Origin of the sequence: Streptacidiphilus anmyonensis (assembly GCF_000787855.1) — a bacterium.
In the GTDB taxonomy this organism is placed as follows: Bacteria; Actinomycetota; Actinomycetes; order Streptomycetales; family Streptomycetaceae; genus Streptacidiphilus; species Streptacidiphilus anmyonensis.
Genome location: NZ_BBPQ01000038.1, coordinates 38,813 through 62,459 on the forward strand (window position 1 = coordinate 38,813; position 23,647 = coordinate 62,459).

At 69.5% G+C, this 23,647-nt stretch carries 37 protein-coding genes and 1 tRNA gene; 26 read left to right on the forward strand and 12 right to left on the reverse strand.

The window, feature by feature from the left end; all coding sequences use genetic code 11:
- Positions 1-52: 52 nt before the first annotated feature.
- The gene (locus TR50_RS26990; RefSeq protein WP_052441357.1) at positions 53-472 is read right to left on the reverse strand and encodes a hypothetical protein; all 420 of its coding nucleotides are present in this window, start codon (positions 470-472) and stop codon (positions 53-55) included.
- 223 nt (positions 473-695) lie between these two features.
- Positions 696-1,196, reverse strand: a complete 501-nt coding sequence (locus TR50_RS26995) for a pyridoxamine 5'-phosphate oxidase family protein (RefSeq protein ID WP_042427374.1) — start codon at positions 1,194-1,196, stop codon at positions 696-698.
- Positions 1,197-1,393: 197 nt separating this feature from the next.
- Here TR50_RS26995 and TR50_RS27000 point away from each other — a divergent pair, with 197 nt between their 5' ends.
- From TR50_RS27000 to TR50_RS27005, 3 genes are all read left to right on the forward strand, one after another.
- On the forward strand, positions 1,394-1,597 hold the full coding sequence (locus TR50_RS27000; protein ID WP_042366921.1) for a cold-shock protein: 204 nt from the start codon (positions 1,394-1,396) through the stop codon (positions 1,595-1,597).
- Positions 1,598-1,879: 282 nt separating this feature from the next.
- Complete coding sequence (locus tag TR50_RS49190; protein WP_236654606.1) at positions 1,880-2,017, forward strand: hypothetical protein; 138 nt, start codon at positions 1,880-1,882, stop codon at positions 2,015-2,017.
- A 147-nt stretch (positions 2,018-2,164) separates the two neighbouring features.
- A complete protein-coding gene (locus TR50_RS27005; protein ID WP_042427376.1) occupies positions 2,165-2,368 on the forward strand; it encodes a cold-shock protein in 204 nt (67 codons plus the stop codon).
- A 58-nt stretch (positions 2,369-2,426) separates the two neighbouring features.
- Here the strand turns inward: TR50_RS27005 and TR50_RS27010 are convergent, their stop codons facing one another.
- The 7 genes from TR50_RS27010 to TR50_RS45870 form a co-directional block, all read right to left on the reverse strand.
- Positions 2,427-2,606: a hypothetical protein gene (locus TR50_RS27010; RefSeq protein ID WP_042427379.1), complete on the reverse strand. Its 180-nt coding sequence runs from the start codon at positions 2,604-2,606 to the stop codon at positions 2,427-2,429.
- A gap of 223 nt (positions 2,607-2,829) precedes the next feature.
- Positions 2,830-3,057 carry a hypothetical protein gene (locus TR50_RS27015; protein WP_042427382.1) on the reverse strand — a complete coding sequence of 76 codons (228 nt, stop codon included), beginning with the start codon at positions 3,055-3,057 and terminating at the stop codon, positions 2,830-2,832.
- 436 nt (positions 3,058-3,493) lie between these two features.
- Positions 3,494-4,762: an Ig-like domain repeat protein gene (locus TR50_RS49840; RefSeq protein WP_160311193.1), complete on the reverse strand. Its 1,269-nt coding sequence runs from the start codon at positions 4,760-4,762 to the stop codon at positions 3,494-3,496.
- A 648-nt stretch (positions 4,763-5,410) separates the two neighbouring features.
- Positions 5,411-5,716, reverse strand: coding sequence for a hypothetical protein (locus TR50_RS43005; RefSeq protein ID WP_052441359.1), 306 nt, complete (start codon positions 5,714-5,716; stop codon positions 5,411-5,413).
- 637 nt (positions 5,717-6,353) lie between these two features.
- A tRNA-Lys gene (locus tag TR50_RS45865) sits at positions 6,354-6,461 on the reverse strand.
- Between the two features lie 156 nt (positions 6,462-6,617).
- The gene (locus TR50_RS27030; protein ID WP_042427388.1) at positions 6,618-8,180 is read right to left on the reverse strand and encodes a site-specific integrase; all 1,563 of its coding nucleotides are present in this window, start codon (positions 8,178-8,180) and stop codon (positions 6,618-6,620) included.
- A gap of 11 nt (positions 8,181-8,191) precedes the next feature.
- A complete protein-coding gene (locus TR50_RS45870; RefSeq protein ID WP_152648660.1) occupies positions 8,192-8,893 on the reverse strand; it encodes a hypothetical protein in 702 nt (233 codons plus the stop codon).
- 123 nt (positions 8,894-9,016) lie between these two features.
- Here TR50_RS45870 and TR50_RS44650 point away from each other — a divergent pair, with 123 nt between their 5' ends.
- The 10 genes from TR50_RS44650 to TR50_RS27075 all read left to right on the forward strand — a co-directional run bounded on the left by TR50_RS44650 (position 9,017) and on the right by TR50_RS27075 (position 13,895).
- Positions 9,017-9,265 carry a helix-turn-helix domain-containing protein gene (locus TR50_RS44650; protein WP_084701037.1) on the forward strand — a complete coding sequence of 83 codons (249 nt, stop codon included), beginning with the start codon at positions 9,017-9,019 and terminating at the stop codon, positions 9,263-9,265.
- Complete coding sequence (locus TR50_RS27035; protein WP_052441360.1) at positions 9,262-9,570, forward strand: helix-turn-helix transcriptional regulator; 309 nt, start codon at positions 9,262-9,264, stop codon at positions 9,568-9,570. The genes TR50_RS44650 and TR50_RS27035 overlap by 4 nt, the downstream gene beginning before the upstream one ends.
- A gap of 116 nt (positions 9,571-9,686) precedes the next feature.
- Entirely contained in the window at positions 9,687-9,917 is a 231-nt protein-coding gene (locus TR50_RS27040) for a hypothetical protein (protein ID WP_152648661.1), read from the forward strand.
- Entirely contained in the window at positions 9,914-10,303 is a 390-nt protein-coding gene (locus tag TR50_RS27045; protein ID WP_042427393.1) for a hypothetical protein, read from the forward strand. The genes TR50_RS27040 and TR50_RS27045 overlap by 4 nt, the downstream gene beginning before the upstream one ends.
- A gap of 96 nt (positions 10,304-10,399) precedes the next feature.
- On the forward strand, positions 10,400-10,636 hold the full coding sequence (locus TR50_RS27050; protein ID WP_042427401.1) for a hypothetical protein: 237 nt from the start codon (positions 10,400-10,402) through the stop codon (positions 10,634-10,636).
- Positions 10,633-12,186: an AAA family ATPase gene (locus TR50_RS27055; RefSeq protein ID WP_052441362.1), complete on the forward strand. Its 1,554-nt coding sequence runs from the start codon at positions 10,633-10,635 to the stop codon at positions 12,184-12,186. Before TR50_RS27050 ends, TR50_RS27055 begins: the two co-directional genes overlap by 4 nt.
- Before the next feature lie 317 nt (positions 12,187-12,503).
- On the forward strand, positions 12,504-13,097 hold the full coding sequence (locus TR50_RS27060) for a hypothetical protein (RefSeq protein ID WP_042427403.1): 594 nt from the start codon (positions 12,504-12,506) through the stop codon (positions 13,095-13,097).
- Positions 13,094-13,315 carry a hypothetical protein gene (locus tag TR50_RS27065; RefSeq protein ID WP_042427405.1) on the forward strand — a complete coding sequence of 74 codons (222 nt, stop codon included), beginning with the start codon at positions 13,094-13,096 and terminating at the stop codon, positions 13,313-13,315. Before TR50_RS27060 ends, TR50_RS27065 begins: the two co-directional genes overlap by 4 nt.
- The gene (locus TR50_RS27070) at positions 13,312-13,710 is read left to right on the forward strand and encodes a hypothetical protein (protein WP_042427407.1); all 399 of its coding nucleotides are present in this window, start codon (positions 13,312-13,314) and stop codon (positions 13,708-13,710) included. The genes TR50_RS27065 and TR50_RS27070 overlap by 4 nt, the downstream gene beginning before the upstream one ends.
- Positions 13,707-13,895, forward strand: coding sequence for a hypothetical protein (locus TR50_RS27075; protein ID WP_042427409.1), 189 nt, complete (start codon positions 13,707-13,709; stop codon positions 13,893-13,895). Before TR50_RS27070 ends, TR50_RS27075 begins: the two co-directional genes overlap by 4 nt.
- A gap of 36 nt (positions 13,896-13,931) precedes the next feature.
- On the opposite strand, the gene TR50_RS45875 is transcribed toward TR50_RS27075, so the two are convergent.
- Positions 13,932-14,159 carry a hypothetical protein gene (locus tag TR50_RS45875; protein WP_152648662.1) on the reverse strand — a complete coding sequence of 76 codons (228 nt, stop codon included), beginning with the start codon at positions 14,157-14,159 and terminating at the stop codon, positions 13,932-13,934.
- Positions 14,160-14,273: 114 nt separating this feature from the next.
- Here TR50_RS45875 and TR50_RS27080 point away from each other — a divergent pair, with 114 nt between their 5' ends.
- The 12 genes from TR50_RS27080 to TR50_RS27125 all read left to right on the forward strand — a co-directional run bounded on the left by TR50_RS27080 (position 14,274) and on the right by TR50_RS27125 (position 22,226).
- Positions 14,274-14,483 carry a hypothetical protein gene (locus TR50_RS27080; protein ID WP_042427411.1) on the forward strand — a complete coding sequence of 70 codons (210 nt, stop codon included), beginning with the start codon at positions 14,274-14,276 and terminating at the stop codon, positions 14,481-14,483.
- Between the two features lie 165 nt (positions 14,484-14,648).
- Complete coding sequence (locus TR50_RS27085; RefSeq protein WP_042427413.1) at positions 14,649-15,293, forward strand: hypothetical protein; 645 nt, start codon at positions 14,649-14,651, stop codon at positions 15,291-15,293.
- Between the two features lie 79 nt (positions 15,294-15,372).
- A complete protein-coding gene (locus tag TR50_RS27090; protein ID WP_042427415.1) occupies positions 15,373-15,723 on the forward strand; it encodes a DUF6011 domain-containing protein in 351 nt (116 codons plus the stop codon).
- A complete protein-coding gene (locus TR50_RS44655; RefSeq protein ID WP_084701039.1) occupies positions 15,724-16,170 on the forward strand; it encodes a helix-turn-helix domain-containing protein in 447 nt (148 codons plus the stop codon).
- Positions 16,171-16,428: 258 nt separating this feature from the next.
- Complete coding sequence (locus tag TR50_RS27095) at positions 16,429-17,196, forward strand: coiled-coil domain-containing protein (protein ID WP_042427417.1); 768 nt, start codon at positions 16,429-16,431, stop codon at positions 17,194-17,196.
- A 15-nt stretch (positions 17,197-17,211) separates the two neighbouring features.
- Positions 17,212-17,622, forward strand: a complete 411-nt coding sequence (locus tag TR50_RS27100; protein WP_042427420.1) for a hypothetical protein — start codon at positions 17,212-17,214, stop codon at positions 17,620-17,622.
- Between the two features lie 20 nt (positions 17,623-17,642).
- Positions 17,643-17,834 (forward strand): hypothetical protein, encoded by a 192-nt coding sequence (locus tag TR50_RS27105; RefSeq protein ID WP_042427422.1) that lies wholly within the window; start codon positions 17,643-17,645, stop codon positions 17,832-17,834.
- Positions 17,835-17,990: 156 nt separating this feature from the next.
- On the forward strand, positions 17,991-18,164 hold the full coding sequence (locus tag TR50_RS47055) for a hypothetical protein (protein WP_160311194.1): 174 nt from the start codon (positions 17,991-17,993) through the stop codon (positions 18,162-18,164).
- A complete protein-coding gene (locus tag TR50_RS27110; protein WP_042427425.1) occupies positions 18,161-20,464 on the forward strand; it encodes a Kelch repeat-containing protein in 2,304 nt (767 codons plus the stop codon). Before TR50_RS47055 ends, TR50_RS27110 begins: the two co-directional genes overlap by 4 nt.
- Positions 20,465-20,475: 11 nt before the next feature.
- Positions 20,476-20,754, forward strand: coding sequence for a helix-turn-helix domain-containing protein (locus tag TR50_RS27115; RefSeq protein WP_042427552.1), 279 nt, complete (start codon positions 20,476-20,478; stop codon positions 20,752-20,754).
- An 87-nt stretch (positions 20,755-20,841) separates the two neighbouring features.
- Positions 20,842-21,945, forward strand: coding sequence for a tyrosine-type recombinase/integrase (locus tag TR50_RS27120; RefSeq protein WP_236654609.1), 1,104 nt, complete (start codon positions 20,842-20,844; stop codon positions 21,943-21,945).
- Positions 21,942-22,226, forward strand: coding sequence for a hypothetical protein (locus tag TR50_RS27125; RefSeq protein ID WP_042427427.1), 285 nt, complete (start codon positions 21,942-21,944; stop codon positions 22,224-22,226). Before TR50_RS27120 ends, TR50_RS27125 begins: the two co-directional genes overlap by 4 nt.
- 61 nt (positions 22,227-22,287) lie before the next feature.
- Here TR50_RS27125 and TR50_RS45880 read toward each other — a convergent pair whose 3' ends face one another.
- Positions 22,288-22,698 (reverse strand): hypothetical protein, encoded by a 411-nt coding sequence (locus TR50_RS45880; protein WP_160311195.1) that lies wholly within the window; start codon positions 22,696-22,698, stop codon positions 22,288-22,290.
- Between the two features lie 467 nt (positions 22,699-23,165).
- Between TR50_RS45880 and TR50_RS27140 the strand changes: the two genes are divergently transcribed.
- Complete coding sequence (locus TR50_RS27140; RefSeq protein WP_042427435.1) at positions 23,166-23,369, forward strand: cold-shock protein; 204 nt, start codon at positions 23,166-23,168, stop codon at positions 23,367-23,369.
- A gap of 61 nt (positions 23,370-23,430) precedes the next feature.
- Here TR50_RS27140 and TR50_RS27145 read toward each other — a convergent pair whose 3' ends face one another.
- On the reverse strand, positions 23,431-23,613 hold the full coding sequence (locus tag TR50_RS27145) for a hypothetical protein (protein ID WP_042427437.1): 183 nt from the start codon (positions 23,611-23,613) through the stop codon (positions 23,431-23,433).
- Between the last annotated feature and the right edge of the window lie 34 nt (positions 23,614-23,647).

Consider the following 23,647-nt stretch of genomic DNA (forward strand, 5'->3'; position numbering starts at 1 on the left):
GCCGCGACCGCCGCGGCGGCGAGACCGGCCCTCAGCCGGTGCGCGCCCGTGCTCACTTGGCGCCCTTGCCGTTGTCGTTCACGCCGCACCAGGCCTGGACGCCCTGGAGGTCCGTCTGGCGCTGCTTCAGGGTGCCGACCATGGCCTCACGGGTGTTGAGACGGTCCTGGAGGTAGGTCGCGATCGCGGTGTGGTTCAGCTTCTTGGCGTCGGCGACGCGCGCCTCCAGGCGGGCCACCGAGCCGCGCACGGTCGCGCCGCCGGCCAGGCGCGTGAGGTCGCGCTCGATGCGGCGCTGCAGCTTGGGCACGCGCAGGCACAGCGCGTGCGCGCCGTCGCCCTTCGGCGCCTGCGCGGCGGTGCTCGCCGTGCCGCCGGACGCGGCGAACGCCGGGCCTCCGGCGAGCAGCGTGCCGGCGACGGCGACTCCGACCACCACGAGACGGGCGCGCTTGAGCATGACGAGGGGCATGGTCGTCTCCTTCCGAGCTCGCAGCGGGCGGGTGCGCGTGGGCACGCGTCGGTGGGCTTCGCCCGCTGGCTCGGCGAGAGTAGGAACCCTCTTTGTGGTTTCTCTGTGGCGGTCAGTGGCACGGCCGGCGGCGTGGCCCGTGGCCCGTGGCTCGGCCGGTGGCGTGCTCCGCGGCCCAACCGGTGGCGTGCTCCGTGGCTCGGCCGGTGGCGACCGGACCGCGCTACTGCGCGTCCGCGGGATAGCTCATCGCCTCGGCGACCGGCTCGCCCCCCGTCTCCGGGAAGCGCCAGCGCGTCATCGACTCCGCGAACGCGCCCTCGAACCACCCGTGGGCGCGACGTGGCGTCACCGAGAAGACCGGTGAGCCGCCGACCACGATGGAGGCCGGCTCACCGGTCCGCGGCAGTGCGTACTTGGCGGCGTACGCCGCGTCCACCTCGGGCGGTCGCGCGGCTTCGGGCACAGCCGTGGCGACGCCGCTGACCGAGACGACCTCCGCCGCGCTCTCCAGATGGACGCTCACCCGCAGGTTGGCGGCGAGGTTCCGGGCCTTCGTCGTTCCGCTCCCGGTGCTGAACCAGAGCCGCTCCCCGACCCAGACGCCCCACACCGGCATGGCGTGCGGCACCCCGGCCGGGGACGCGGTGCACACCCAGTAGCTCCGCGCGCCGACGAGACGCGCCCGCATCTCCGCCCAACTGATCCCGATCCGTTCACTCATGGGCCAAGTGTCGCCTCGCTTCCGGCGAATGTTCTGCAAGGAACCGGTTCACGGAGCGGGCGCGGCGGGTAGCGTGACGAGCGTAGTTCGCTGTCCACCGTGCTGCCGCTGCACCCCTGCTGTTCGAGCTGTTCGAGGACGCGACCGACCTTGGGGCACGCACCGCGCGTGCCCTTCGTTCCGAACGGGAGACCTGCATGGCAACGGGCACTGTGAAGTGGTTCAACTCCGAGAAGGGCTACGGCTTCATCGCGCAGGAGGGCGGCGGCCCGGACGTGTTCGTCCACTACAGCGCCATCAACTCCAACGGCTACCGCGAGCTCATAGAGGGCGAGCCGGTCAGCTTCGACGTCGAGCAGGGCCCGAAGGGCCCCCAGGCCGCCAACGTCACCCGCGGCTGACCTCCACGCTCACCACGCACCAGCACCTGCACCACGCACAGGCCCCGGCCCCGGGCACCCCCGGCGAGCCGGGGCCTGCCCGTCTGTCCGCGAGGGCCTACAAACTGCTCCCAGGCCACTCCGCCGCCTCCCCCGCGGCCACGTCCTGCACCGGCTTCCGATCCCGCGGCACGAGCCCCTCCGACTTCGCAGCGGGAGCTGCGCGCCGAGCGCCAAGCGGAGGGCATCGCTGCGACGAAGCGCCGGCAGGAGTCCGGTGAGATGCTGCTCGGCAAGTAGAAGATGGGCCGCCCCTGCCGGATCGGCCCGTCGGAGGTCGAGACGCCGCGGCACCTGGTCGGCACCGGGAAGACGGTGACCGAGGCCGCGCGCCCGCTGGTCATCAGTCGCTCGGCGGCGTACGCCGCCCTGAAGGGATGACCACCTCACGTAGCCAGACGGTCACGACGCCGGGTAGCGTGATCACCGCATTCGCTGTCCGCTGTACCGCTCGTGCTGTTCGTGGACGCGACCAATCCAGGGGTACCCACAATCTGAGTACCCCTCCGTCCCGAACGGGAGATCAGCATGGCTCAGGGCACCGTGAAGTGGTTCAACGCGGAAAAGGGCTTCGGCTTCATCGAGCAGGACGGCGGCGGCCCGGACGTCTTCGCGCACTACTCGGCGATCTCCGGCAGCGGTTACAAGGAGCTGCAGGAGGGCGAGCGCGTGAGCTTCGACGTCGAGCAGGGCCAGAAGGGCCCGCAGGCCGCGAACATCGTCCGCGGCTGACCCCAGCACAGCAGAAGGCCCCGGCTGCCCACTCGGGCGCCGGGGCCACGCGTTTGTCTCAGTCCGCTTCAGTCGACCCGCTCGACGTCGCGCCATCGCCGGTCTCGATCACCGTGTCAGCGCTCGCCAACTCCTCGGCGTTCGTGTCCGCCCCGGTGGCCGCGGTGGTCTCCTCGGCTCCGGTGGTGTTCGTGCCGGCGTCGCCCTTGTCGGCGCCGCCACCTCCCCAGCTGGGCATGTGCTTCCCCCTCCGTGTGGTCATCGGTCGTCTGGTTGACCCGGGCAGTAGGTGCTGCTGGCGCTGCCGCCGAGGCCGATGATGTGACCTGTGCCCTGACTGCCACGGCTGGGGCTACCAGCCCGGTACCACGGGCGCCGACCGCCCGCCGAACCGGTCCCTGGCCCGGCGGCAGAGCCCGAATGGCTGGCCCTTCTGAAACCGGGCAGCGAGGCCTCATGCGCTACGGGGCGAGTTGCACCACAAACTCGATATCCGTGCCGAGCTCCGCGATGATCTCCCGCACATCCACGGTCTGGTCCCCAGCCACTTCGGTCCCGACTGAGGTCGTGTCTCTGTCGATGCGGTGCATCCACCCCGGCTCCCTCCCCGTCAGGTCACGCAAGATCGCTTTTGCGTCCTCGACGCGCCCGTTCGGGACCGTCGCATTGATGCGCGTTCGCTGGCTCATGCATTCAGCGTCCCCAGCAGCCTGTCACGGGACCCGCAAAATGCGGGGTGCCACCCGAATGCCCCGACCCCGAGATGTCGCATCTACGCGCCCTTGACGGGGCGTCTGCTCGGCCACGACGGTGTCCGGGAGCGATCCATGCGCTGACAACGGAGGGATCATCGTTCTTCGGTCCGTGCACCGGGGCTCCCAGTTGCAGCAGCGGGAATGCCTGCCGGTGGGCGTCATCAAGACGCTCGGCAGCGGTCCGGATGGGTGTGGCTGCCCCTGCCACGACGGGCGGCGCGGCACCAGGTAGAGCCGCCTGGCCGGGGACTATCGTGCCGCTGCGCGCCCAGGGTCGGCCTGTCCGCATCCATCAGGGAGAGCGTGCGGACAGCAAAGAGCCCCCGTGCACCGGCTCGTGCACGGGGGCTGTCGCTTGATCGAAACAGGGTCAGTTGACGGTGACGATCGTGGTTTCGGGATTGCCGCTGTTGCCCTGGTAGACACTGTCGCCGCTGTAGACCGCGGTGATCGTGTGGGTGCCGGTGGTGCGGAAGGCGGTGACGGTCCCGGCTGCCGCGCAGTTGCCCAGGGACAGGAAGAGGCGCCCGGTGCCGAGGGTCTTGCCGGTGGTGGCGTCGGTGAACGTGACGGTGCCGGTGGGCCGGGTCGTGGAGCCTGCGGTCGGGCAGACGATGTCGCTGAGGACAACCGGCAGGCCGACCCGGGTGCGAGGCGGCAGCGCCGTCAGGGTCGTCTTCACCGGCTTGCCCACGGTGTAACTGATGGTCACCTGCGCCGGTCCCGACGCAGTCCCGGAGGTTCCGCCGGAGGGGACGAGGTTCGACCCGCCTCCACCGCCACCAGGCCCCACGGCGCCCATCTCTGCGACGGAGCCGCAGCCTCCGCCGCCGCCCCCGCCGAACCAGCCGCCTCCTCCTCCGCCTCCGCCGAACGCGCTATCACTGAATGCTCCGCCCTGGCCTCCGGCACCCGGCTGGCCGCCGATCCCGGCAGATCCGGGGCTGACTGCGCAGGTAAGTCCCCCACTGCCGCCGGCGGTCGGGGTTCCGCCGCCACCGCCATGGGCGGCTCGTGGGGGCGTGCCGCTGCCGCCGGCCGTTCCGGTGTCCCCGGCGTTCCCGCCGGTGGCCGAGGGGTTGGCGTCAAGTGAGTCGCCTCCGCCGCCTCCTCCGCCGCCGCCGCCGGCGACGATGAGGCGGGGGTCGGTTGCGGGGACGCCGGTCAGGACGCAGCCGGCGGTGGTCGAGTTGCAGGTGCGGAGGTCGCTGGAACCTCCGCCGGTACCGCCGCCGCCATCATCTGGACCGTCGGTGGGGTCGCCGCCGGGGCCGCCCCCGGTGGCGACGTTGACGTAAAGGGTGCTGCCCGGTGTGACGGTGACGGTGCCGGTCACCGTGGCGCCGCTGCCGCCTGTCCCGCCGAAGGTCGCGCTCTGGCCTGAGGCGCCGGTCACGGTGACGGCCAGTCGGGTGACTCCGGCGGGGACGGTGAAGGTCTGGTCGGCGCCGGTGGTGGCGTAGGTGCAGGTGGTGGTTTGGCCGGTGGTGGTGCAGTTGCCCGCCGCAAGGGCGGTACCGGACAGCGCGACCGGCACGACAGCGGCGCAGAGCACCCCGGCCGCGACGGCTAGCGTCCGGCCCCGGCGACCCGCACCGGGGACCTGCCGGTCGGCGGCCCCTGACGGTGAGAACGTCACGATCAACTCCAGACGACGGAAGGAGGTCTCGGCGAGGGATCGCCTTCTGCCACTGTCGATCGCCGGATCCAGGCCAGGACCCTCCTTCGATCCGACACACCGCCCGGTTCACACCAGCGGACCCCGGTCCGGGTGCTGGGAGCATGCCAGGCCCTGACCGGCCTGCTTGCCTGCGATGTCTCGCCACAAGCCACGCAGGATCACCGCCATGATCGCGAGGGCGAGCGCGGCCAGTTCGAGGGCGAGGGCGGTCGAGCGGCGAATGGGCGAACACGGAGGCGATCACCGTGCGGGCATCGGAGGCTGGCCGGCATGACCGAGCCGTCCCACGCTGAGCACCACCATGCTGAGTTCTGCCGCCGCGCCGCCTGGACGAGCTCGACCTCGACGCCGACTACGTGGTTGACAGTGACCTTGCCGCGGCGTGGGCGGCGTCCGGCCGGATGGTGCCGGGGCGCCCGCATCCGGAGTGGGACCGATTGGTCGCGGGAGGATCAGGGCGTCGACGTCGCAGGAGTCGGGTTCCGCGCCAGCAGGCGGCTTGCAAGGTGGTGGCCCTGCCGACGGGGGGATGCGGCAGGGCCATCGGCGGCGATCTTGGCGAAGCAGACGGTTCCCGTCAAGGGCTGCATCCGCGCAGGGGACCGCTCAGCCCAGTAGGGTGCGTCCGATGTAGCGGAACCCGTGGATCCGCCGCTCGGCCATCCAGTCCTCAAGAGCGGTGCGGTCCTCCACGGCCTCCAGGTGTGCCGCCGGTTCCGCGGTGGTGACGCGCCGAGTGGCCCAGCGCAGAGCCTCCCGGGCGGTGGACGGCTCCATGGCTGCGCGCTCCCGCCACAGCGTCTGCCGCTGCCGCAGGAATACCGCCGCGGGCGTTGACGCGTCGGGGCCACCGGCTGCGATCAGTGGGGCAGTGAAGTATCCGGTCATCGCGCGGTCCATGCCGGCGCCCATGCTGTGCCGCCTTCCGAAGACCCCGCATACCACCTACCCCCTGCGAGCCCATCCACCCGCTCCCGGGTGCGGAGCGGTCGCGCTCGGGACGACCGCCGGTCGTCCGGACGGTCCACCGCGTTTGCTCCCGGCGCCGCATGCCGGGCTTGATGGGTACGACGCAGGTCCGGGCCTCCCACCCGACGACCGCGCCCTGCCGTGCGGCGTCCACGCAACCGCCCGGCAACGGGAGCCCTGGTACACCTCCTCCGGGGCTCCCACCCAGACGGCACGAAGAGTGGCCCTGGCTCGTCGACCGGGGCCCCTCTTGCCTACTAGAGGCGGGCACGACGAGCGCGAGGATGGCGAGCGCGAGGATGGCGAGCGCGAGCGCGGAGAGGCCGACGGCGACGGCGACGGCGACGGCGACCCAGGGTGAGCGAGGCCCGGAAGTGGAGCAGGCCGAGCGGGAGTTGGCGGAGCGTCGGGCGCGCAGGAGCGGCCGGCCACGCAAAGGGACGCCCGGACGCGCCACCGAGGCACGATCGTCTGCGCTTCGAGCGAGCAGCGAGCGAGCAGCGCCCGGTTTGACCGTTCCCCAGAGACACAGAAAGCCCCAGCCGGAGGTGTTTTCCCTGGCTGGGGCTTGATCGTTGAGTGGGGCGCGTGGGGCTCGAACCCACAACCTACGGATTAAAAGTCCGCAGCTTGTTCTGATTCGCTCTGATCAGCCGTGCGTGCCCGTGACTCCCACTTCGCGAATCCCCAGCTCAGAGCACTGTATCGCGCTCGCCACGTGATTCTCTCTGATTCAATCTGACTGCTCATTACAGTGCATTCGGGCCAGCAGCGGGCCAGCAGAAAGGCCCCCGCCACCTGGTCCGATGGACCGGTCCGCGAGGGCCTTCAAACTGCTCCCAGACTACTCCGCTACCTCCCCCGCGGCCACGTCCTGCACCGGCTTCCGAGCCCGCGGCACGAGCCCCTCCGACTTCGCAGCGATCTCACGGTCCACCTCGGGCAGCAGACTCGTGTACGTGTCCGACGTCAGCGTGATCGTGGAGTGCCGCAACACCTCCTTGATCGCGTGCAGATCACCGCCGCCCGCGTGGATCAGCGTGGCAGCGACGTGCCGCAGGTCCCGCAGGTTGATCGGTGGCAGGCCGGCGGCCTCGTACAGGCGCTGGAACTCGTCGGATACGTACTCCGGGTGCAGCCACTCCCCCAACTCGGTTGTGAAGACCTTCCCCGTGTCCGCCCACGTCTTGCCTGCCGCCCGCTGCTCCGCCAGCTGGCGGGCCTGGTGCTCGCGCAGTACCTCGACCGTCGCCGGGCCGAGGCCGATCGTCGCGGCGCTGTCGTCTGTCTTCGGCGCCGTCTCCACGACGTCCCAGCCGTCCTGCACCAGCTCGGTGACGTAGGTGAGCTGTGCGCGGTCGAGGTCGATGTCAGGCCAGTTCAGGCCGATCGCCTCGCCCCGCCGCGGACCGCGCATGGCGATCAGCCAATACAGGGCGAACAGCCGGTGCCCCTCGGCCTGGTCGAAGAACACGCCGAGCTGGTCCGGCGTCCACACCATGACCGGAGACGGCTTCTCTCCACTGCGGCGCCAGTGCTCGACCCGGTCAGGCGTCCACAGCAGGGCCTTCGGGCGCTTCGCGGCGTCCATCTCAAGGTGCTCGGCGCAGTTGTGCGTGATGAGCTGCCGTGTGATGGCGGTGTTCAGCGCAGCCCGGAGCGTCGCGCGGATCCGCTGCCGGGTGGTCGGGCCGGTGATGCGGCGGAACGGCGGCATCGCGGCCAGCTTCGCCCGCTCCACCTCGAGCCGGGCGCGGTTCTCGTCGCTGGGCCGGCCGGGACGCCCGGCCTTGCACCGTTCCACCTGCTCACGGCGGGCCTGATTCTCCGCCTGGATGACCTCGTTAGCGTCCGCGATGGCGTCGAACATCTCGACCAGGTGACCGGCGGTGACCCGGTCGAGGCGATGGTGGCCGATCCGCGGCTTGAGGTGCACCCGAATGTGGGACCGGTAGCCGTTCGTCGTGTTGTCGCGGGTCTTCTTGGCCGCTGCCCATCGGTCGAGCCACTCGCCGACGGTCATCTTGCCGTCGAGTTCGACGCCGACTGAGAGCTTGCGCTTGACCTCGGCCGCGTCCGGGATCGGCGTGCGGTCGCGGGCGACCTGCTGCAGGAGCTGGGCAACGCGCTCGGCACCGTCGGGGTCGTCGCTGACGAGGTCGAGGACGGCGCGGAGCTTGTCGAGGTCTGCTTGCGCATCCTTGACGGTGGCGTAGCCGACGCGTCGGAAGATCCGACGCTGCTCACTGCCATCCTCGCGCTTCCCAGGCGGGAGTTCCTGTCGGACGAAGGGGCTGCCGTGGGTGCGCTTGGCCAGCTCGGGGCAGGCTTTGCCGAGCAGCTTGCCGTCCGGGCCGCGGCACTCACACCGCCGACTGACACCGCCGCCGCGACGCGAAGAAGACACAAGCCCTCCAATTAGTCCTGACCAATAGGCGGAATGAGTCCCTTCCGTCGCGCTGCACCAACCCACTTTGCCGCCGTTGAGTGTGGAGCCTTGAAGTGGTCAGCAACCGCCCGCGTGGGCGGGAATCCAGCCTCATCCTCCAGCATATATACGCGAGCGACCTCGCGCAGGAATTCGTCTGTGATTCGGCGCCGCCTCCCCGGAGTAGGGGCATTGCGCGCAGCCGCGTATGCCTCGGCGGCTTCACCCCTGAGCTTTTCTTGCCACTCCACAGCACTCTTGGGGTTGTCGTGGGACCCAAGCGCCGAGACGTCCCACAGGTTGTATGGCAGGTCAGGCACGTGGCCTTGATTTACGAACTCAACCAAATATTGGGTGATGAAATGAATAGCCGTGGGAATCCAGCGGTCAGCCGGAAGAACGGTCATGGCCTTTGAAAAGGCTGACGCAATATCATCCCCAAAGCATTGCGCGGACTGCATCCGCACAGTTCCCTCGAGAATTTGTAGATTGGCATACAGGACGAAGTCCCTGTCACCAATGGGCTGCTTCGTATCCCACATCCCCTCGGTGCCAATCGTGAAGTGAAAGAACTGAGGGAGAAGGACGGGCCCAACCTGGACAAGCTTCGGAAGTTCGTCGACTTCATCCATGGCGAACCACGGATAAGCAGCAAAGCGCCAGCCAGGAGGGGCAACGAGACTCGGGTCCATGCGGCCATGATGCCGTAGCGCCACCGGCTCGGCAAGGATCAGGCCAGCCAATGGCCAGATGACGGGCAGCCACTCCCATGCCGCTTATTGCCTTAATGGCAAGGCAGTGGCTAAGGTTTGGTTATGGCACAAGCACACGCTCTGCGCCTCGTAGAGGTTCGCGCTGCCCTGAGCAGTGGCGAAGCTCAGCGCCTGCGAGCCGCAGCACAGCTATCCATCAGCGAGGTCGCCAACGAGTGCGGCGTGGACCAGTCCACCGTCTGGCGCTGGGAGAAGGGCATCCGGAAGCCTCGTGGCATCGCCGCGATCCGCTACGGAGCCCTCATTGCTGCACTCCGCGAGCACTTCTCTGCTCCAGCGGAGGCGGCGTGACCGCCCCGACGGACGCGACTCGCGTCGACCCGATGAGCGTGGACGAGATCCTCGCCCTGCCTGCGATCGTCCCCGTCTGGCCGACTGCCTCAGCTGCGCTTGGCGGGAGCCCGGCCGGCCTCTCACGGCCCACTACGTACGCAAGGGCGAAGGCCGGGACCTACCCGGTTCCTGTCCTGCTTGAGGGCCGCCGACGCCTCGTCCGCCGCGCCGACGTCCTCGCGTACCTGGGCATCAACGGCGACGGCGCCAGGGTGGCACCCCTGACGCCGCTTGCCGAGCACGACACCGTCCCAACCGTCTGACCAGCAAGAAGGTGCACATGCTCCACAGACATGGTCCCACGACGACAGCACCGAGAACCAGCGCCATCCCGGCCACCGTGTCCGCTCCGGTCGCCACCCAATTCGGCATCCTGTCGATGCCTCAGCACCCCGCCATCGCCGCCGCCCCCACGGGCGAGGAGCTCTACGACCTGGCCAAGGAGCTCGACAAGGTGGCCTTCTTCGTGACGCTGATGGGCGTCCTGAAGTCGCCGCGCCCGGTCGAGTGCCTCGAGTGGCTGATCGAAGTCGAGACCGACACCACCACCCACCGCGACCTCGAGGTCGCCCTCGGCGTCCTCCGCGCCAGCCGAGGCGGTGACCTGTGAGCGACACCACCTGTGTTCGCTGCTCGGGTGACACCGACGCCGCACCCGCTGCACTCCCCGCGCCTGACCAGCCCGACTGGCTGATCTGCGCCACTCTCGACGGCCAGACCGGCGCCGTCGCCTGCGGGATGACGGACACCCAGGTCGCCATCTGGGACGAGCTCTACGCCGCCGCCCACCGGGATAGCCCGCGGGGCGACTTCGCCGCCGCCAAGGCCGCCGCCGAGCCGCTGCTCGACACCATCGCCGACGGCCTCGCCGCCTACCTCGTCCGCGAAGACGGCGCGTGGCTCGCCATCGCCCGCTACGCCCTCGACAAGGCCGCCGCCAGTGCCGCGGTCCACGAGCAGCGCAACGTCGTCGCGCTGATCCCCAGACCTGACTGAGCTCCACCCCTTGCTCGACCCCGTGTCCGGTGGGTCCGCCGGTCTACCGGCACGGGCTTCCCCCCGCTCATTGCTCCCAGAGGTGGAGAACCCAAGTTGACCAGCTACGACGGCCGCCCCGGTGGTGGCCGCGACGAGGACGACGACGGTGTGACGTCGTCCTTGCAGGTGCGCCCGAGGTACGACCAGCTGATGGCCGACATCGGCGCGTACATCCGCGATAGGCCCACGCCGAACCTGCAGCGCTCCACCGCCCGCCGGATCGCGCACGTGGTCATCCAGCTCGGCGACGACATCGCCGAAGCCTCTGCCCGCTCAGGGGGCCATCCATGATGACCGAGAAGGAGGCAGAGGACCGGAAGTACCTCGAAGAGGTCGTCGCGGCGACGGCTCGCGCGCACCCCGCAGACTTCGACCGCCTAATCGAGCTCGCCGGCGGTATCCAGTCCTTCCGAACGCCCGCCGCCCGCAAGTTGGTCGAGATGCTCTCCGACCGCATTCCGGCCGGCCTGCCCATCGACCCGCCAGCGCTCGCCTTGGACCTGACGCCCGATGAGATTCGGCGCATCGGCGGCCAGCACATCATCTCGATGCTGTGCGACAGGGATGTCGGTGTCGCGGACTACCAGGCGGAGAAGCTCCGGCTCACCGCGGTAGGCCAGCAGGCCGTGACGGATCTCGAGAGCGCCGCATTCCGCGTCAGGACCGGCGAAGACCTGGAGCGGTCGCTTGAGGCCGCCGCCGAGACAGTCGCCTCACTGCAGGCGAGGGCGGCCGGCCTCGCGCCTACGAAGCCCACAACATCCAGCTGGGGCTTCACGGACCTGTCCGACGTCTTGGACGGCACGCATAAGCCGATCATGCCGACCGTGGGCGCCCGCCACGACGGGGTTGGCCTCTTCTACCCTGGCCGGCTCAACGACGTCTCCGGCGAGTCCGAAGGCGGTAAGACCTGGTTCGCACTCATCGCCTGCCTCGTTGAGGTCGGTCGCGGGAACCACGTCGTCTACCTCGACTTCGAGGACGAGGCCGCTGGAGTGATCGGCCGGGCCATGCAGCTCGGCGGCAAGCCCGACCAGCTGCGCGCGTACTTCCACTACGTCCGCCCGGAGCTCGCACCGGGAACTGGGGATGTCGACCGGTTCGTGCGCATGGTCAGCGGTGTCACACCGACGCTCGTCGTCGTGGACGGCATCACTGAGGCCATGGCCATGTTCGGCCTGGAGCTGAAAGACAACACCGAGATCGCCAAGTTCGGGCGGCACCTGCTGAGGCCCCTCGCCTCCACCGGAGCCGCTGTCGTCACCCTCGACCACGTCGTGAAAGACCGGGACAGCCGCGGCCGGTACTCCCTCGGCGGTGTGCACAAGCTGAACGGCATCAACGGCGTGAAGTACGTGGTGGAGGCCGTCGCGCCCTTTGGGGTCGGTCTCACCGGCAGGTCGCGGGTGCGGATTGCCAAGGACCGTCCGGCGCAGTTGCGTCGGCATGCCCTTCCGGGCGGTGAGCGAATGCACTGGTTCGCCGACCTGGTCGTCGAGTCGTGCAGCGAAACCGAGGTCCGCGGCTTCCTGTACGAGCCGTACGAGCGCCCCGCTGAAGAGGTCTCCCAGGCCACCCCAGAGGAGTTGGCGCACGAGAAGGAGACCGTTGAGATCGAGGACCGCAAGAAGGCCATCGTCGCGGCCCTCCAGCGGGCCAAGAAGCCCTTGAGCAAGAAGGACATCGAGGAGCGGGTATCTGGGCGCGCCACGGTCACCCGCAGGGCGTTGAACGACCTGGTCGACAGTGGCGCGCTGCTCACGGAACCAGGTGCCCGAAACGCGGTGCTGCACAGCCTGCCCAGCGGTGAGCTCCCGCTCGAGGAAGGGGAAGCGGCTTGATGTCCGCGACCTCGTCCCGCTCGTCCCGGAGACTTCCTGCCGCTCTTGGGGCGTCCCCTATAAGCCCAGGTCAGACGGCAAATGACCTCGTCCCGGATCTTGACCTGACCTCGTCCCGCCCTGACGGGTCGTCATGGGACGAGGTCACGCAGCATCTGGCCTGCGCTAACGACAGCTTTCACGACCTCGTCCCGCTCGTCCCGACCTCGTCCCGGACGGGGTCATACGACCTCGTCCCTCGTCCCCCCTCTTATAGGGGGACGAGGACGTCGTCGGACCGGGACCCCTCCAGCGGACGGCTTTCCCAGGAGTTCCACATGCCCGATCAGACCCACCTGGTGCTCACCGGCTTCGACCCGGCAAAGCCCGAGCACGTCCAGCAGATCACCGACCTGTTCACCCTCTACCTCGCCGAGGACTTCGAGCGCACCCGCTTCGCCCCCATGGGACACCCCGTCGGCTTCCACCTCCGAACCCTCACCGTGTGGGACGGCCCGGCCATGGTCGCGTTCTGCTCCATCGACACCGCTCGCTACTCGATCGAACTGATCTACGTCACGCCCACACACCGGCGGCAGGGCATCGCGGAGACCGTGTACCGCGACCTCAAGAGCTCCTGCCCCCGTGAGCTGCACGTGAAGGGTCCACTCAGCCCGGCTGGCCTCGCACTCGCCGAACGAGTCGGCCTTCCCGTCGACCACGGCACCGAGGACGAGATCGCAGAGTCGGCCAAGGTGGACGCGGAGTTCCACAGCACCCTCCGGGCCGTCTGCGGGCACAGCCGAGGCAACCCCTTGCACGCCTGCTCGCGCTGCTACCAGCGGGCGTTCAGGCGCGTGGCACGCGCGATCGTCGGCAACTACGCCGAGGCCTGCCAGCTGATCGCCGAAGGCAAGGCGGTGCTCATATGAGCGGCCTCGATCCCGAGCTCGCGGCGCAGCTGCGCGAGCTGTCCGAGGCCCGCGTCCGCGCCCAAGTCGCCTCCGCCAAACAGCGCGCCGACCAACGCCGACAGACCCGAGCCGAGTTCAGCGAACGCCGCCAAGTCGGAGTCGAGCACAGAAACGGACTCCGCGCGGCCCGCCTCCGCATCGCCGACCACCACCAGCAGAAAGGAACCCAGCCATGACCCGGCCCCGCATCGTCGAGCACCAAGAGCCCCGCGAAGGCACCTGCCCCAGGTGCGGCGACGAGACCCCGTTCGAGCACTACGTCGTCGTCACACCCGCTGGCACCCTCTGCGAGAACTGCGCCTTCGACACCGGCCTCGGCGACGCCGCCCACGGCCTCAGCCTCATCAAGTTCGCGCTGATCCACTCCATCGAGCAGACCGACCGGGCCACCGTGCAGCGCCACTGCCAGGAGCTCGCCACACTCGCCGCCGACCTCGCCAGCGGCGCCACCGTCATCTACACCGAAGGCCCCAACGGCGAGATGCAGCCCATCCGGCCCGGTGGCAACGACCCCCACGCCACCGTCCGCCGCCACTTCCTGCGCCCGGTACCGACCGGCGGCCAGCCGTGACCCATCCTGACGACTTCGACCCCGCCGCCTTCCAGGCGTTCTGCGCCCGGTTCGGGATCGAGGCGACGCCGTACACCGATGCCTTCGGCCGCATCGACTTCAGGCTCGACCGCGCCAACGTCGAGAAGCTCGCCCACCTCAAGCAGCTCGCCGACCACCGCCAGAAGAAGGGCGAGCAGCGTTGATCCAGCGTGACCGACGACTTCGGCACCTCCCCTGCCCTACCGCAGGCTGCGCTTCAGATCTGCCTTGGCACGGGATCGGGCCACTCGCTCCGGATCCAGGTTGAACCAGAACACCCACCCCGCCCAGGACCACGTGAGCGTGATGAGCCCGATACGGATCGCCCAGTGCACCGGACTGCTGGTTGCCGGACTGCTCAGCACGAGCGCCGTAATGACCGCGGGGAAGACAAGGCACCGGAGTACAAGACGAGTGGTGTTGGACATGCCGCGCACTGTAGGGCCCGACCGAGGGCCTGGTCGAGCGTCAACAATCCCCCTGATCAGGCAAATCACCCACGACCGACCACAAACACCATCTCCGAAGGGAGCGTGATCCACGTGACCACCCGTCTCGCCCGCGTCAGCACCAAGAGCCAGAGGAAGGTCGTCGTGCAGCTGCTGTGCCCGTCCTGCCGCGGCGTCGTCCGCGCCCAGCACGTCGGCCACGCCGTCATCGGCGGCACCCGCAAGGAAGTCGTCCGGTGCCTCTCCCAGTCGTGCGGCCTGGTCTGGGTACCCGAGCGCAGAAGCATCCCGGCCGCCGCCTGAACGGCGAGATCCGGTAGTCCGAGGACGTCATCAAGTTGTCGGACTACCCGACGTAGGCCAGCTCCGACCGGCCCCTCGGCCGCGCGCGTGGAGGGCACGACGAACGTTCGCGATGACCACCGAAGTGCCGTCCCCTGAAGGCCGCCGTAAAAAACGGAGACACCCGTGACCACACCCCAGCGAGCCCACATCAGACGCTGGCACCAGTACCGCGCCGACCAAGGCCGCGGCGACCCCATCCTCGGCCCCGCCGGCACCTACCGCGTCCTCGACGACCGCGTCCTTGCCTGGGTCGACCAGACCGCCTTCCGCACCACCGACCTCTACTCGGCACTCAGCGAAGCCGCCCGGCACACCAGGCTCCGCCAGATCACCCTGATCGGCCCCAGCAGCGAAACCCAGCGCGTCTACAACGCCCTCCACGACTGGTGGGACGCCGTCATCCCCCCGGAGCCCCCGAAACCCAAGCCCGCCAAGGCCCCGAAGACCCACGGGCCACACCCGCGCTGCGGACGCCCCCGCAAAGACGGCCAGCCGTGCCAGCAGTACACCGGCCACGGCGCCGACGACCCACTCGGCCCCTGCCGCGCACACGGCGGCTCGACCGTAGGCCGGCATCGGAGAGCCGAAGAGATGGTCGAGGCCGCGCTCCGCTGGACCGAACTCCTCTCGAAGGCCAGGGAGGCACCACTGGCCACGGCCGAGGAGGTGGAGCGCATCAAGTCCGCGCGAACGCTCCTCGCCTACCAGCTCCGGGCCAAGCGGCACCCGCCGCCTGACCGGGGAAATCTGAGACCCGCTGCCTTATAAGACACAGCGTCACCAAACCGGGGCTTCCGCCGGAGCCCCGCTCGTGCCCCACCCGTTCGAACGACCCGAAGGACCGCTCATGCCCCAGCTCATCCCAGCCCGTTGCCGGCGGTGCAACAGGCTCTTGCGCGACCACCTGTCCGCCCGTGCGGGCATCGGCGCCCGCTGCTCCCAGTACGAGGCCGCCGAGGCTGCTGACAGCCCCCCAGAGGCCGCGTACGACGATGCGCCTGCCGCCGCCCTCGCCGCGGTCACAGCCTGCCTCTGGGGGCTGTCGGACGACGTCGTCGAGAGCATCGTCGCCGAGGCCGACACGGACGTCACCAAGGTGCTCGCCGGCCTGCTCGCGTGGTGCATCCGCGAGACCGACGGCGGCCCGGAATGGCTGCGGTGCCTGGCGCTCGACTGGGCCGCCGAGGGGGCGGTCTGAATGGCCGTACGCCTCCGCGGTCCCCTCGTCGTCCTCGACGGCTCCGACTGTGCCGAGCTCAACCGTCACCTGGGTCAGCTCCTCGATGCCCTGGGCCGCCGCGACGGCCAGGTGCCCCGTCGCCTGGTCGAGATCCGCGAGGAGGTCCGGCGTGCCGCGATCCAGTTCCGCACGGAGCAGCTTCAGGCGCGCACGTCAGAGGCCGGTTCCGGAACCGCACGCGACACCCGAAGTTCCGTCACGCGACCTTCTGGAGTGTCAGAGCGGTTGTCTGCAGCGGAAGCAGCACAGCTGGTCGGCGTGAGCCCGGAGATGATCCGACGCTTGGCGTGCAAAGGCGACCTTCGAGGGACGCGGTCAGGCCATCGCGGCGCATGGGTGCTCGACGCGGACAGCGTGGCGACGTGGCAGGCGAGCCGTACGGAACGAGCCAACAAGGCGGCATGACATGAGGTCACCAGCCACAAAGGAGCAGCGTCCGGACGCCTGCTCGTGCGCCCAGAACCTCGCCCAGGTCGCCGACCTACTCAGGCAGGCCCTCGCGATCCTCGAGCGGCCGACCACCTACTCGCAGGGCGTCGCCCACTGGGAGCAGCAGGTCCGTGGATACCAGCGCAGACAGCACCCGCAAGACCGGGTGGGCGCTACCGACGGATCGAGCGCACCTCGGGCCGCCCGCCCGTCACTGACCCGAGGAGGGCAGTCATGAGTACCACCGAGACATCAGCGAATCTCCTCGCCCAGGTGCAGGAAATCCGCGACCGCGCCGTACAGCTCCGCACCGAGCGGGAGGCCGTGCTCAGCGCCGCCCAGGCCGAGGCCGACCGACTCCGCGCCGAAGCCGACCGCGTCCTGCAGGAGGCCGGGAGCAAGGCCGGGAAGCTCTCCACAGAGGCCGCGAATACCGAGCGCTCCGCCGAGCCCCTCGAGGAACGCGCTTTCGCCGTCCAGGCCGCTGAGCAGCTCGCCGACGTGATTCCCGCCGCCGAGGCTCACGTCGTCGCCCTCTACCAGGAGCTCGAAACGCTGGGCGAGACCATCAGCGGTCTGCAGGAGCGGATTGACCAACGCGGCATCGAACGCGAAGAGATCGGCATCGAGCTCGCCAAGGCACGGGACGCCGGCGACGTCGACCAGGTCGTCGCGGCGCGGAACCGTCTCAGTGCGGTCGACGAGGTCACCCAAGCCCTCGACGGGCAGAAGCGGGTAGCGGACGCCCGGGTCGTCGAGATCGGAACCACGGAGATGGACGGCCAGCTCGCGAAGGCGGCGAAGCGCGTGCTCGCCCTGCAGGGCGAGCAGCGGCGGGTCCTGAACTGGATCGACCCGACCCGTCCCGAGGCGCAGGTCGACGAGCTGGCGGGCCGGCTGCAGGACTACGTGAGTCTCGTCTACTTCGACGAAAAGCCTGAGCAGCTCACGTCGATGCCCGCCCCGTTCCGCCCGAACTTCGCCCTCATCAACCAGCGCTGACCAGGAAGGACCATCATGGCTTCCAAGCCCACCCCCCGCCCCAAGACCATCCGCCCCGTGACGAAGGCATTGATCTTGAAGGCCAAGGGCGACGACGATCCGGTTGCCGTGTTCTCCAGCAGCGGCAGGCTACTCGGCATCGTCGACCCCTCCAAGATCACACCCGTCAGCGACCCGGACGCCGACCAGGCCCCGGCGAAGAAGCAGCCGCAGCCGACGCGCTCCGCGCAGACCGAGGCCGCTGCCGGGGAGGACCCCGAACTCGGGATTGCCAAGGCTCGCGCGACCGCCCTGCAGATGAAGAAGGTGCTCTCCGGCGGCGACTACACGGCCGCCGAGCAGGACCAGGTCGCCCGGGACCTCAGTCGGGCGTCGCAGCGCGTCCTGAAGCACATCCTTGCCAACGGTCCGCGCCGCGCGCTCTGACCCACAGGAAGGGGACCGCCATGACCGCTCCTGACGAGGTGGTCGCGAAGTTCCACGACCTGAAGCAGCACTGGCACCTGCAGACCCGAACCGCTGAGGAGCAGGCCGACATCGGGGCGGACATGTCCGTCGCCGTCCTCGCGGCCTTCTCCCGCTGGCACGCCGACCGGGCCGCGGCCACCGCCCCGGACGAGCCGCCGTCCGACCACTGAACCAACCAGACCCCTCGCCGCGATCCTCGTCGGCGGGAAGCCCGGCACCTTCTTCCATGTCCGCCGGGCTGCGCGCCGGTCCCGTCGAGCCTCCGCCGGGGCTCCGGGGCCGGCGCGTTGCGCATTCCACCCACCCCCACCCCCTTGGAGGCACCCGTGAACCTCGTGGAGCGCTTCGTCGCCCTCGCCCAACACGCCACCGCCGACCAGCACGACGCCGTCCTGTACGCCGCCATCGCCGCCCACCACATGCCCGACGCCAGCGTCGAGGAGCAGGAGGGCCTGGCCGCGCGCCTGCAGCTCGAGGCCGAGAGCGGAGTGCGCCAGTGACGACTCCCACCTGGTCCGCTCCGGTCAACGGCATGCCGGGCAACCTGGGCGCCAGCTCGGCGTCCGCGCACCTGAACCAGTTCCTCGGCGCACATGGCGTCACGCCGGTCTACACCGGGGCCGGCGTCGCCACTCCGGTGCACGGCGGGCAGAACTTCCAATGGCACACCCCGGCCGGCAACGTCGACATCGACCAGCCGTTGACCATGTCCGGCACCACCCTGGGACGCGTCGTCCTGCCGCTGCTCCCGGCCGGCAACGGCGCCGACGTGCTGGTGACGCTGTACCCCGACTCCGCCGGGTCCCCGAACCTCTCCAGTCCGATCGCGGCCACGAAGGTCTCAGCTGCCTACCTGAACCAGGTTGCGGCCCAGGAAGGACTGCCCAACGGCGGCCCGGTGGCGACGGAGGCGAACAACAACGGCTTCATCACCGGCAGTGCCACCGTCGTCCCCTGGACGGAGCCGGCATCGGACTCAGGCGGGTTCAGCACCTTCGCGTCGTTCCTCGTGAACGGCAACTTCATCATCAGCGTGGGCGGACGCACTCAAACCGGCTCGGCGGCGTCGCTGCCCTACGTCTTCAGCACCTTCTACGCCGGCGGCGGCATGCTGTCGCAGCCCGTGCCGCAACCGGCGCTGCCGCAAGGCCTCGAGCTGGCGGCCCCCGTCGTCTGCAACGACACCATTGTCACGATCGGCGGGTACGCCACCGCCCCGACTGCCGTCGTCTACACCGCGTCCTGGAACTCCGGCACGGGAGTGATCGGGGCCTGGTCCCAGCAGACTTCCCTGCCCACGCAGATCAACAAGGGCGGTGCCGCCTCGTACGGCAGCTACGTCTACAGCGTGGGCGGCCTCGCGGGCGCTGCCCAGACGGCGACCTCAGCCGTCTACATGAACAGCGTCAACAACGGCCAGCTGGGGAACTGGACGGCCGTCAACCCGCTCCCGGTGGCGCTGTCGGCCCTCACCTGCTTCGCCGTGAACGGGTGGCTGATCGTCGCAGGCGGCGACACCGCCAGCTTCTCGGCCGTCGCCACGACCTACTTCGCCGCGATCCACGCGGACGGCACGCTGGGAACATGGCAAACGGGCCCCAACATGCCCGCTGTGGGCGACTCATATGTGCCCGGCTTCAGCTTGTGCCTCGCGGGGGATCTGCTGCTGTGGATCGGCGGCGGCACCTCGGAGCCCGTGCAGGTTCTGGCGGTCACGGCGAACGGCCTGGGGCCGTACTGGCGGCAGTCCGACTGGGTCACGCCTGCCGGGTTCACGTCCTTCGTCGTGGGTGCGTTCGACAACGGGGACGGCACCTACGACGTGGTCGCGGTCGACCCGTCGACGCCTCAGGTGTCGGTGAGCAAGCTGACCCCGGCGCCGATGGTCTCCGTTCCGCTGCCCGCCACGGGACTCACCAACGGCGCGACGTACCACGTGGTCGTGCGGACCGTGCCTGCGACGTCGGCCAGCGACTACGTGTCGATCGGGTTGATCGACAGTTCCTCGGCAGGTTCGGCCTACTCGGTCAGCGCCCTGCAGGGGAACCGGTGGTCGGGGACGTGGACGACGATCACGTCCGGTTCGTCGGTGCCGATGCAGCTGTACGACGGCTCCGCCTCGGGGAGGCTTCTGCACCTGTGGCAGGACCCGGATCCGCTGTTCAGCGTGGCGCAGTCCACTGGTTCGCTGCTGTACAACAACCAGGGCTTGCTGACGGCGCTGCTGGAGACCACCGGCAACCCGAACCCGCCGTTGAACGCGAACCCCACGTTCGTCACGACCACGTTGCCGTGGACGGCGACGGGCGGGACGCTCACCCGGTCGTCGGCGCAGACTCATGGCGGGTTCAGCTTCTCGGGGCTGCTGACCCCGGCCGGCGGGACGCAGGCGTTCGCCTCGACCGAGTTGCTGCCCGTCACCCAGAGTCCCTACGGCAACAGCCAGTGGGTGATGGGAACCGGGTGGTTCTACTCGCCGACGGGGTACAGCACGTTCAGTCTCAACATCAACTGGTTCGACCAGGGGCAGAACTACCTGTCGACGACGTTCAACACCGTCGCCCTGACGGCCGCGGCGTGGACCCAGGCCACGACGTACGGGCAGGTGCCGCCCACCGCCGCGTACTGCAGCCTCGCCCCGACGGAGCCCGGCACGCCGACGTCGTCGAACCTGCTCTACATCTCCGATGCCTTCCTTGTGCGCACCCCTGAGACGGCCGGCACGCTCTCCTCCGCCGGGACGGTCAACTACTCGCCGACTCAGCCGTGGGTGCCGGTCGGCACGACGCAGCTTCTGTGAAGGTGGACGGGATGGAGCAGCGCATCAGGCGGACGCCGCCAGCCGGGCTCGGCCCGCTGTTGAACCGGGCCCGGCTGCGGGCCGGCTATCGGCTACGGGAGGCCGAGCGCCTGCTCGCGGTCTCGCATCCGTACCTGCTGCGGCTGGAGTCGGGCGAGCGGGTGCCCTCGAGGGCGGTTGCTTCCCGGATCGCCGCTCTCTTCGTCCTGGACGACGACGAGCGGGCGAAGCTGTTCGCCGCGGCAGTCGACGACGCCGGCGCGGACCACCCGCTGAGGCGCCCGGCGTAGCCGGATCCGGCCCTTCCGCATGGTGCCCTAGGACACCACGAACCAGCCTCATAATTCAGGTTATGAGGCTACGATGGTGTGGTGACCATGCCTCAGAATCTGCCCGCCGTCCGGTCCTCGGCCGACGTCGCGCGGCCGGGCCTGTCCATCGGCGAGGAGATCGCCGACCATCTCCGCGCGGAACTCGGCACGGTCCGCCTCGGCTACCGGCGGACCGACCCGAAGGCCGACCGAATCGACCTCCTCGCCGAGCTGTGCGACCGCGACACCTTCCAGTCCGTCATCAAGTGGCTGTCGTCCGGCAAGCGTCGCTCCCAGGCCACCCGCCGGGCTTACGCCGACGACATCCGTTTCTGGGCGGGGTTCGCTGCCGACCTCGGTCGCACCCCGTTCCGGCTCGGCTGCTTCGCCTATGAGGACCTCACGGCGTGGCGTGTCCTGCAGGAAGCCCGCGGCGGCAGCGACCGCTCCATGGCCCGCCGCCTGTCGTCGCTGTCGTCGCTGCATGAGCACGCTGCCCGCCGCGACTGGCCCGGCTTGGTCAACCCCGTCGACTCCGAGGACCACCGGCCGCGCATCGACCGGCACGACACCTCGAGTGCAACGCCTGTGCTCGAGGTCCAGGAGCTGCAGGAGCTCGTGAAGGCCGCCGACAGCCCGTTCGAGGCCCTGGTCGTCCTGCTGCTGTACACACTCGCCGGTCGCGTCTCCGAGATGTGCGCCCTCGACGTGGGCAAGCGCATCGTAAAGCCCGGTCGCACCAGCCTCGACCTCACCCGCAAAGGCGGCAAGGAGCGGATCCTGCCGCTGTCTGCGAGCGTGGCTGGCCTCCTCGAACTCCACGTCGGCGAGCGCACCAGCGGGCCCCTGCTCGTGGACCCAGAGGGCCAGCCTCTCGACCGGTTCGCAGTCGACCGCACCGTCACCCGCCTCGGAAAGCGGGCGAAGGTGCTTGGCGGCCGGGACGTCACCCCGCACGTCATGCGTGCGTCCCGCATCACCCACATGATCGACGATGGAGAGCCGCTCGCCGAGATCCAGGCGTTCGCTGATCACGCCGACCCGTCGACCACCATCGGCTACTTCACACGCCGGAAGGCATCCGAACGGAACGGCCGCCTGGTCGACAAGGCGGACGACCTGTTCACAGACATCACCGACCAGTGGATCAACGCGAAGGATTCCGCATGACAGAGCAACAGCCGCGCCGCCCGTTGTCGACCAAGGTCGCGGCCTACCGCACCGTCGGCCAGACGTGGGCTGCCAGCCCGGAGGCGGAGGAAGCGCAGAAAAGCAAGGCAGAGGCTGAGGCAGCACAGCAGGAGCTCCTGGCTGCGCTCAAGGCCGCAGGCTTCAAGGTGCAGGCCCCGGACAGGGGGGTGGGCTTCACATGCGATCCCGAGACCGCCGTCGCCCTGGCGGAGTGGCTGCGCGCCCAGCCGCCGGCGAAGCCGAGGCGACGGAAGTGGTGAAGTAGACACGACGAAGCCCCGGCCGCCCACCACGGGCGCCGGGGCTTTTGCGCAGTAGGGGTCAGCCGTTGGTGACGGTGACGGTCCACGGGCACTCGGACGCGATCTTGAGCGTGTGGGTGCCAGCGCCGGTCGCGGTCGAGCTGCTGCTGCCCTTGGCGCCGAGCTCGTTCACGGGGATGTCGCCGTTGGGGTAGTCAACATAGACCTGGAAGTTGCCCTGCCCGCCCATGATCCCGGTGCAGTCGTAGGTGTAGTTGATCGTCCAGTTGTCGCCGGTGGTGAACTGCTTGGTGTTCTTGATGCCGTTCCCGGTGACTTTCAGGAGCGGTCCGGCCGGTGCGGCGGCCACAGTGGTGGGCGCGCTGTTGCCGCTGCCGGAGTTCACGACGCTGTGGGTGGTGATGCCCACGCTGGGGTTGTCGGTCGGGCTGCTGCTCGTGGTGGTGCTGCTCGACTTGTTGGTCGCCACGGCTGCGATCCCGATGATGACGACCACCGCGGCGACGCCGAGGCAACCTATCTTCGCGCAGCCAGCGCCCTTCTTCTGTGGCGCGGCCGGCGGCGGGGTCCATCCAGGCTGACCCGGCTGCGGCGTGTTCGGTCCCCAACTCTGTGACATTGCAAGGCTCCTGGCACTGAGGGTTTGGAGCCGCCACCATGTCAGGGGCTGAGGGACCTACCTGTGAGTTGTGTCAGGTTCGTGATCAGGATGCGGCGTTTTCGTGTGCTGTCGGATCCGGTCGCCGAGCGAGGGGCCGAGGTCGCGTCAGCCTTTGAAGTCGTCGTGTGGCTGCTTGGCGCCGGGCGGAGTCGATCTGGCGTAGCGTGATCACGTCTTCGCTGTCCGCTGTACCGCTTCATCTGCTGTTCGTGGACGCGACCCATCCAGGGGTACCCACAATCTGAGTACCCCTCCGTCCCGAACGGGAGATCAGCATGGCTCAGGGCACCGTGAAGTGGTTCAACGCGGAAAAGGGCTTCGGCTTCATCGAGCAGGACGGCGGCGGCCCGGACGTCTTCGCGCACTACTCGGCGATCTCGGGCAACGGGTACAAGGAGCTGCAGGAGGGCGAGCGGGTGACGTTCGACGTGACCCAGGGCCAGAAGGGTCCGCAGGCCGAGAACATCGTCCGCGGCTGACCCCAGCACAGCAGAAGGCCCCGGCAGCCCCGTACTCGGGTGCCGGGGCCTCGTGCTTCCCTCAGCCCGCTTCAGTCGACTCGCTCGACGTCGCGCCTTCGCCGCCGATCTCGATCACCGTGTCAGCGCTCGCCAACCCCTCGGCGTTCGTGTCCGCCTCGGTGGCCGCAGTGGTCTCCTCGGCTCCGGTGGTGTTCGTGCTGGCGTCGCCCTTGTTGGCGCCGCCACCCGACCAGTCAGGCATGTGCTTCCCCCTCCGTGTGGTTCCCGGGCCCCGT

What these genes read in the sequence shown, in the direction of transcription:
- TR50_RS26990 (WP_052441357.1), bottom strand. Translation starts at nt 472, where the DNA reads ATGCCCCTCGTCATGCTCAAGCGCGCCCGTCTCGTGGTGGTCGGAGTC.
- TR50_RS26995 (WP_042427374.1), bottom strand. Translation starts at nt 1,196, where the DNA reads ATGAGTGAACGGATCGGGATCAGTTGGGCGGAGATGCGGGCGCGTCTC.
- TR50_RS27000 (WP_042366921.1), top strand. Translation starts at nt 1,394, where the DNA reads ATGGCAACGGGCACTGTGAAGTGGTTCAACTCCGAGAAGGGCTACGGC.
- TR50_RS49190 (WP_236654606.1), top strand. Translation starts at nt 1,880, where the DNA reads ATGGGCCGCCCCTGCCGGATCGGCCCGTCGGAGGTCGAGACGCCGCGG.
- TR50_RS27005 (WP_042427376.1), top strand. Translation starts at nt 2,165, where the DNA reads ATGGCTCAGGGCACCGTGAAGTGGTTCAACGCGGAAAAGGGCTTCGGC.
- TR50_RS27010 (WP_042427379.1), bottom strand. Translation starts at nt 2,606, where the DNA reads ATGCCCAGCTGGGGAGGTGGCGGCGCCGACAAGGGCGACGCCGGCACG.
- TR50_RS27015 (WP_042427382.1), bottom strand. Translation starts at nt 3,057, where the DNA reads ATGAGCCAGCGAACGCGCATCAATGCGACGGTCCCGAACGGGCGCGTC.
- TR50_RS43005 (WP_052441359.1), bottom strand. Translation starts at nt 5,716, where the DNA reads ATGGGCGCCGGCATGGACCGCGCGATGACCGGATACTTCACTGCCCCA.
- TR50_RS45870 (WP_152648660.1), bottom strand. Translation starts at nt 8,893, where the DNA reads ATGGACCCGAGTCTCGTTGCCCCTCCTGGCTGGCGCTTTGCTGCTTAT.
- TR50_RS44650 (WP_084701037.1), top strand. Translation starts at nt 9,017, where the DNA reads ATGGCACAAGCACACGCTCTGCGCCTCGTAGAGGTTCGCGCTGCCCTG.
- TR50_RS27040 (WP_152648661.1), top strand. Translation starts at nt 9,687, where the DNA reads ATGCCTCAGCACCCCGCCATCGCCGCCGCCCCCACGGGCGAGGAGCTC.
- TR50_RS27055 (WP_052441362.1), top strand. Translation starts at nt 10,633, where the DNA reads ATGATGACCGAGAAGGAGGCAGAGGACCGGAAGTACCTCGAAGAGGTC.
- TR50_RS27060 (WP_042427403.1), top strand. Translation starts at nt 12,504, where the DNA reads ATGCCCGATCAGACCCACCTGGTGCTCACCGGCTTCGACCCGGCAAAG.
- TR50_RS27065 (WP_042427405.1), top strand. Translation starts at nt 13,094, where the DNA reads ATGAGCGGCCTCGATCCCGAGCTCGCGGCGCAGCTGCGCGAGCTGTCC.
- TR50_RS27070 (WP_042427407.1), top strand. Translation starts at nt 13,312, where the DNA reads ATGACCCGGCCCCGCATCGTCGAGCACCAAGAGCCCCGCGAAGGCACC.
- TR50_RS45875 (WP_152648662.1), bottom strand. Translation starts at nt 14,159, where the DNA reads ATGTCCAACACCACTCGTCTTGTACTCCGGTGCCTTGTCTTCCCCGCG.
- TR50_RS27090 (WP_042427415.1), top strand. Translation starts at nt 15,373, where the DNA reads ATGCCCCAGCTCATCCCAGCCCGTTGCCGGCGGTGCAACAGGCTCTTG.
- TR50_RS44655 (WP_084701039.1), top strand. Translation starts at nt 15,724, where the DNA reads ATGGCCGTACGCCTCCGCGGTCCCCTCGTCGTCCTCGACGGCTCCGAC.
- TR50_RS27095 (WP_042427417.1), top strand. Translation starts at nt 16,429, where the DNA reads ATGAGTACCACCGAGACATCAGCGAATCTCCTCGCCCAGGTGCAGGAA.
- TR50_RS27100 (WP_042427420.1), top strand. Translation starts at nt 17,212, where the DNA reads ATGGCTTCCAAGCCCACCCCCCGCCCCAAGACCATCCGCCCCGTGACG.
- TR50_RS27105 (WP_042427422.1), top strand. Translation starts at nt 17,643, where the DNA reads ATGACCGCTCCTGACGAGGTGGTCGCGAAGTTCCACGACCTGAAGCAG.
- TR50_RS27115 (WP_042427552.1), top strand. Translation starts at nt 20,476, where the DNA reads ATGGAGCAGCGCATCAGGCGGACGCCGCCAGCCGGGCTCGGCCCGCTG.
- TR50_RS27120 (WP_236654609.1), top strand. Translation starts at nt 20,842, where the DNA reads ATGCCTCAGAATCTGCCCGCCGTCCGGTCCTCGGCCGACGTCGCGCGG.
- TR50_RS27125 (WP_042427427.1), top strand. Translation starts at nt 21,942, where the DNA reads ATGACAGAGCAACAGCCGCGCCGCCCGTTGTCGACCAAGGTCGCGGCC.
- TR50_RS27140 (WP_042427435.1), top strand. Translation starts at nt 23,166, where the DNA reads ATGGCTCAGGGCACCGTGAAGTGGTTCAACGCGGAAAAGGGCTTCGGC.
- TR50_RS27145 (WP_042427437.1), bottom strand. Translation starts at nt 23,613, where the DNA reads ATGCCTGACTGGTCGGGTGGCGGCGCCAACAAGGGCGACGCCAGCACG.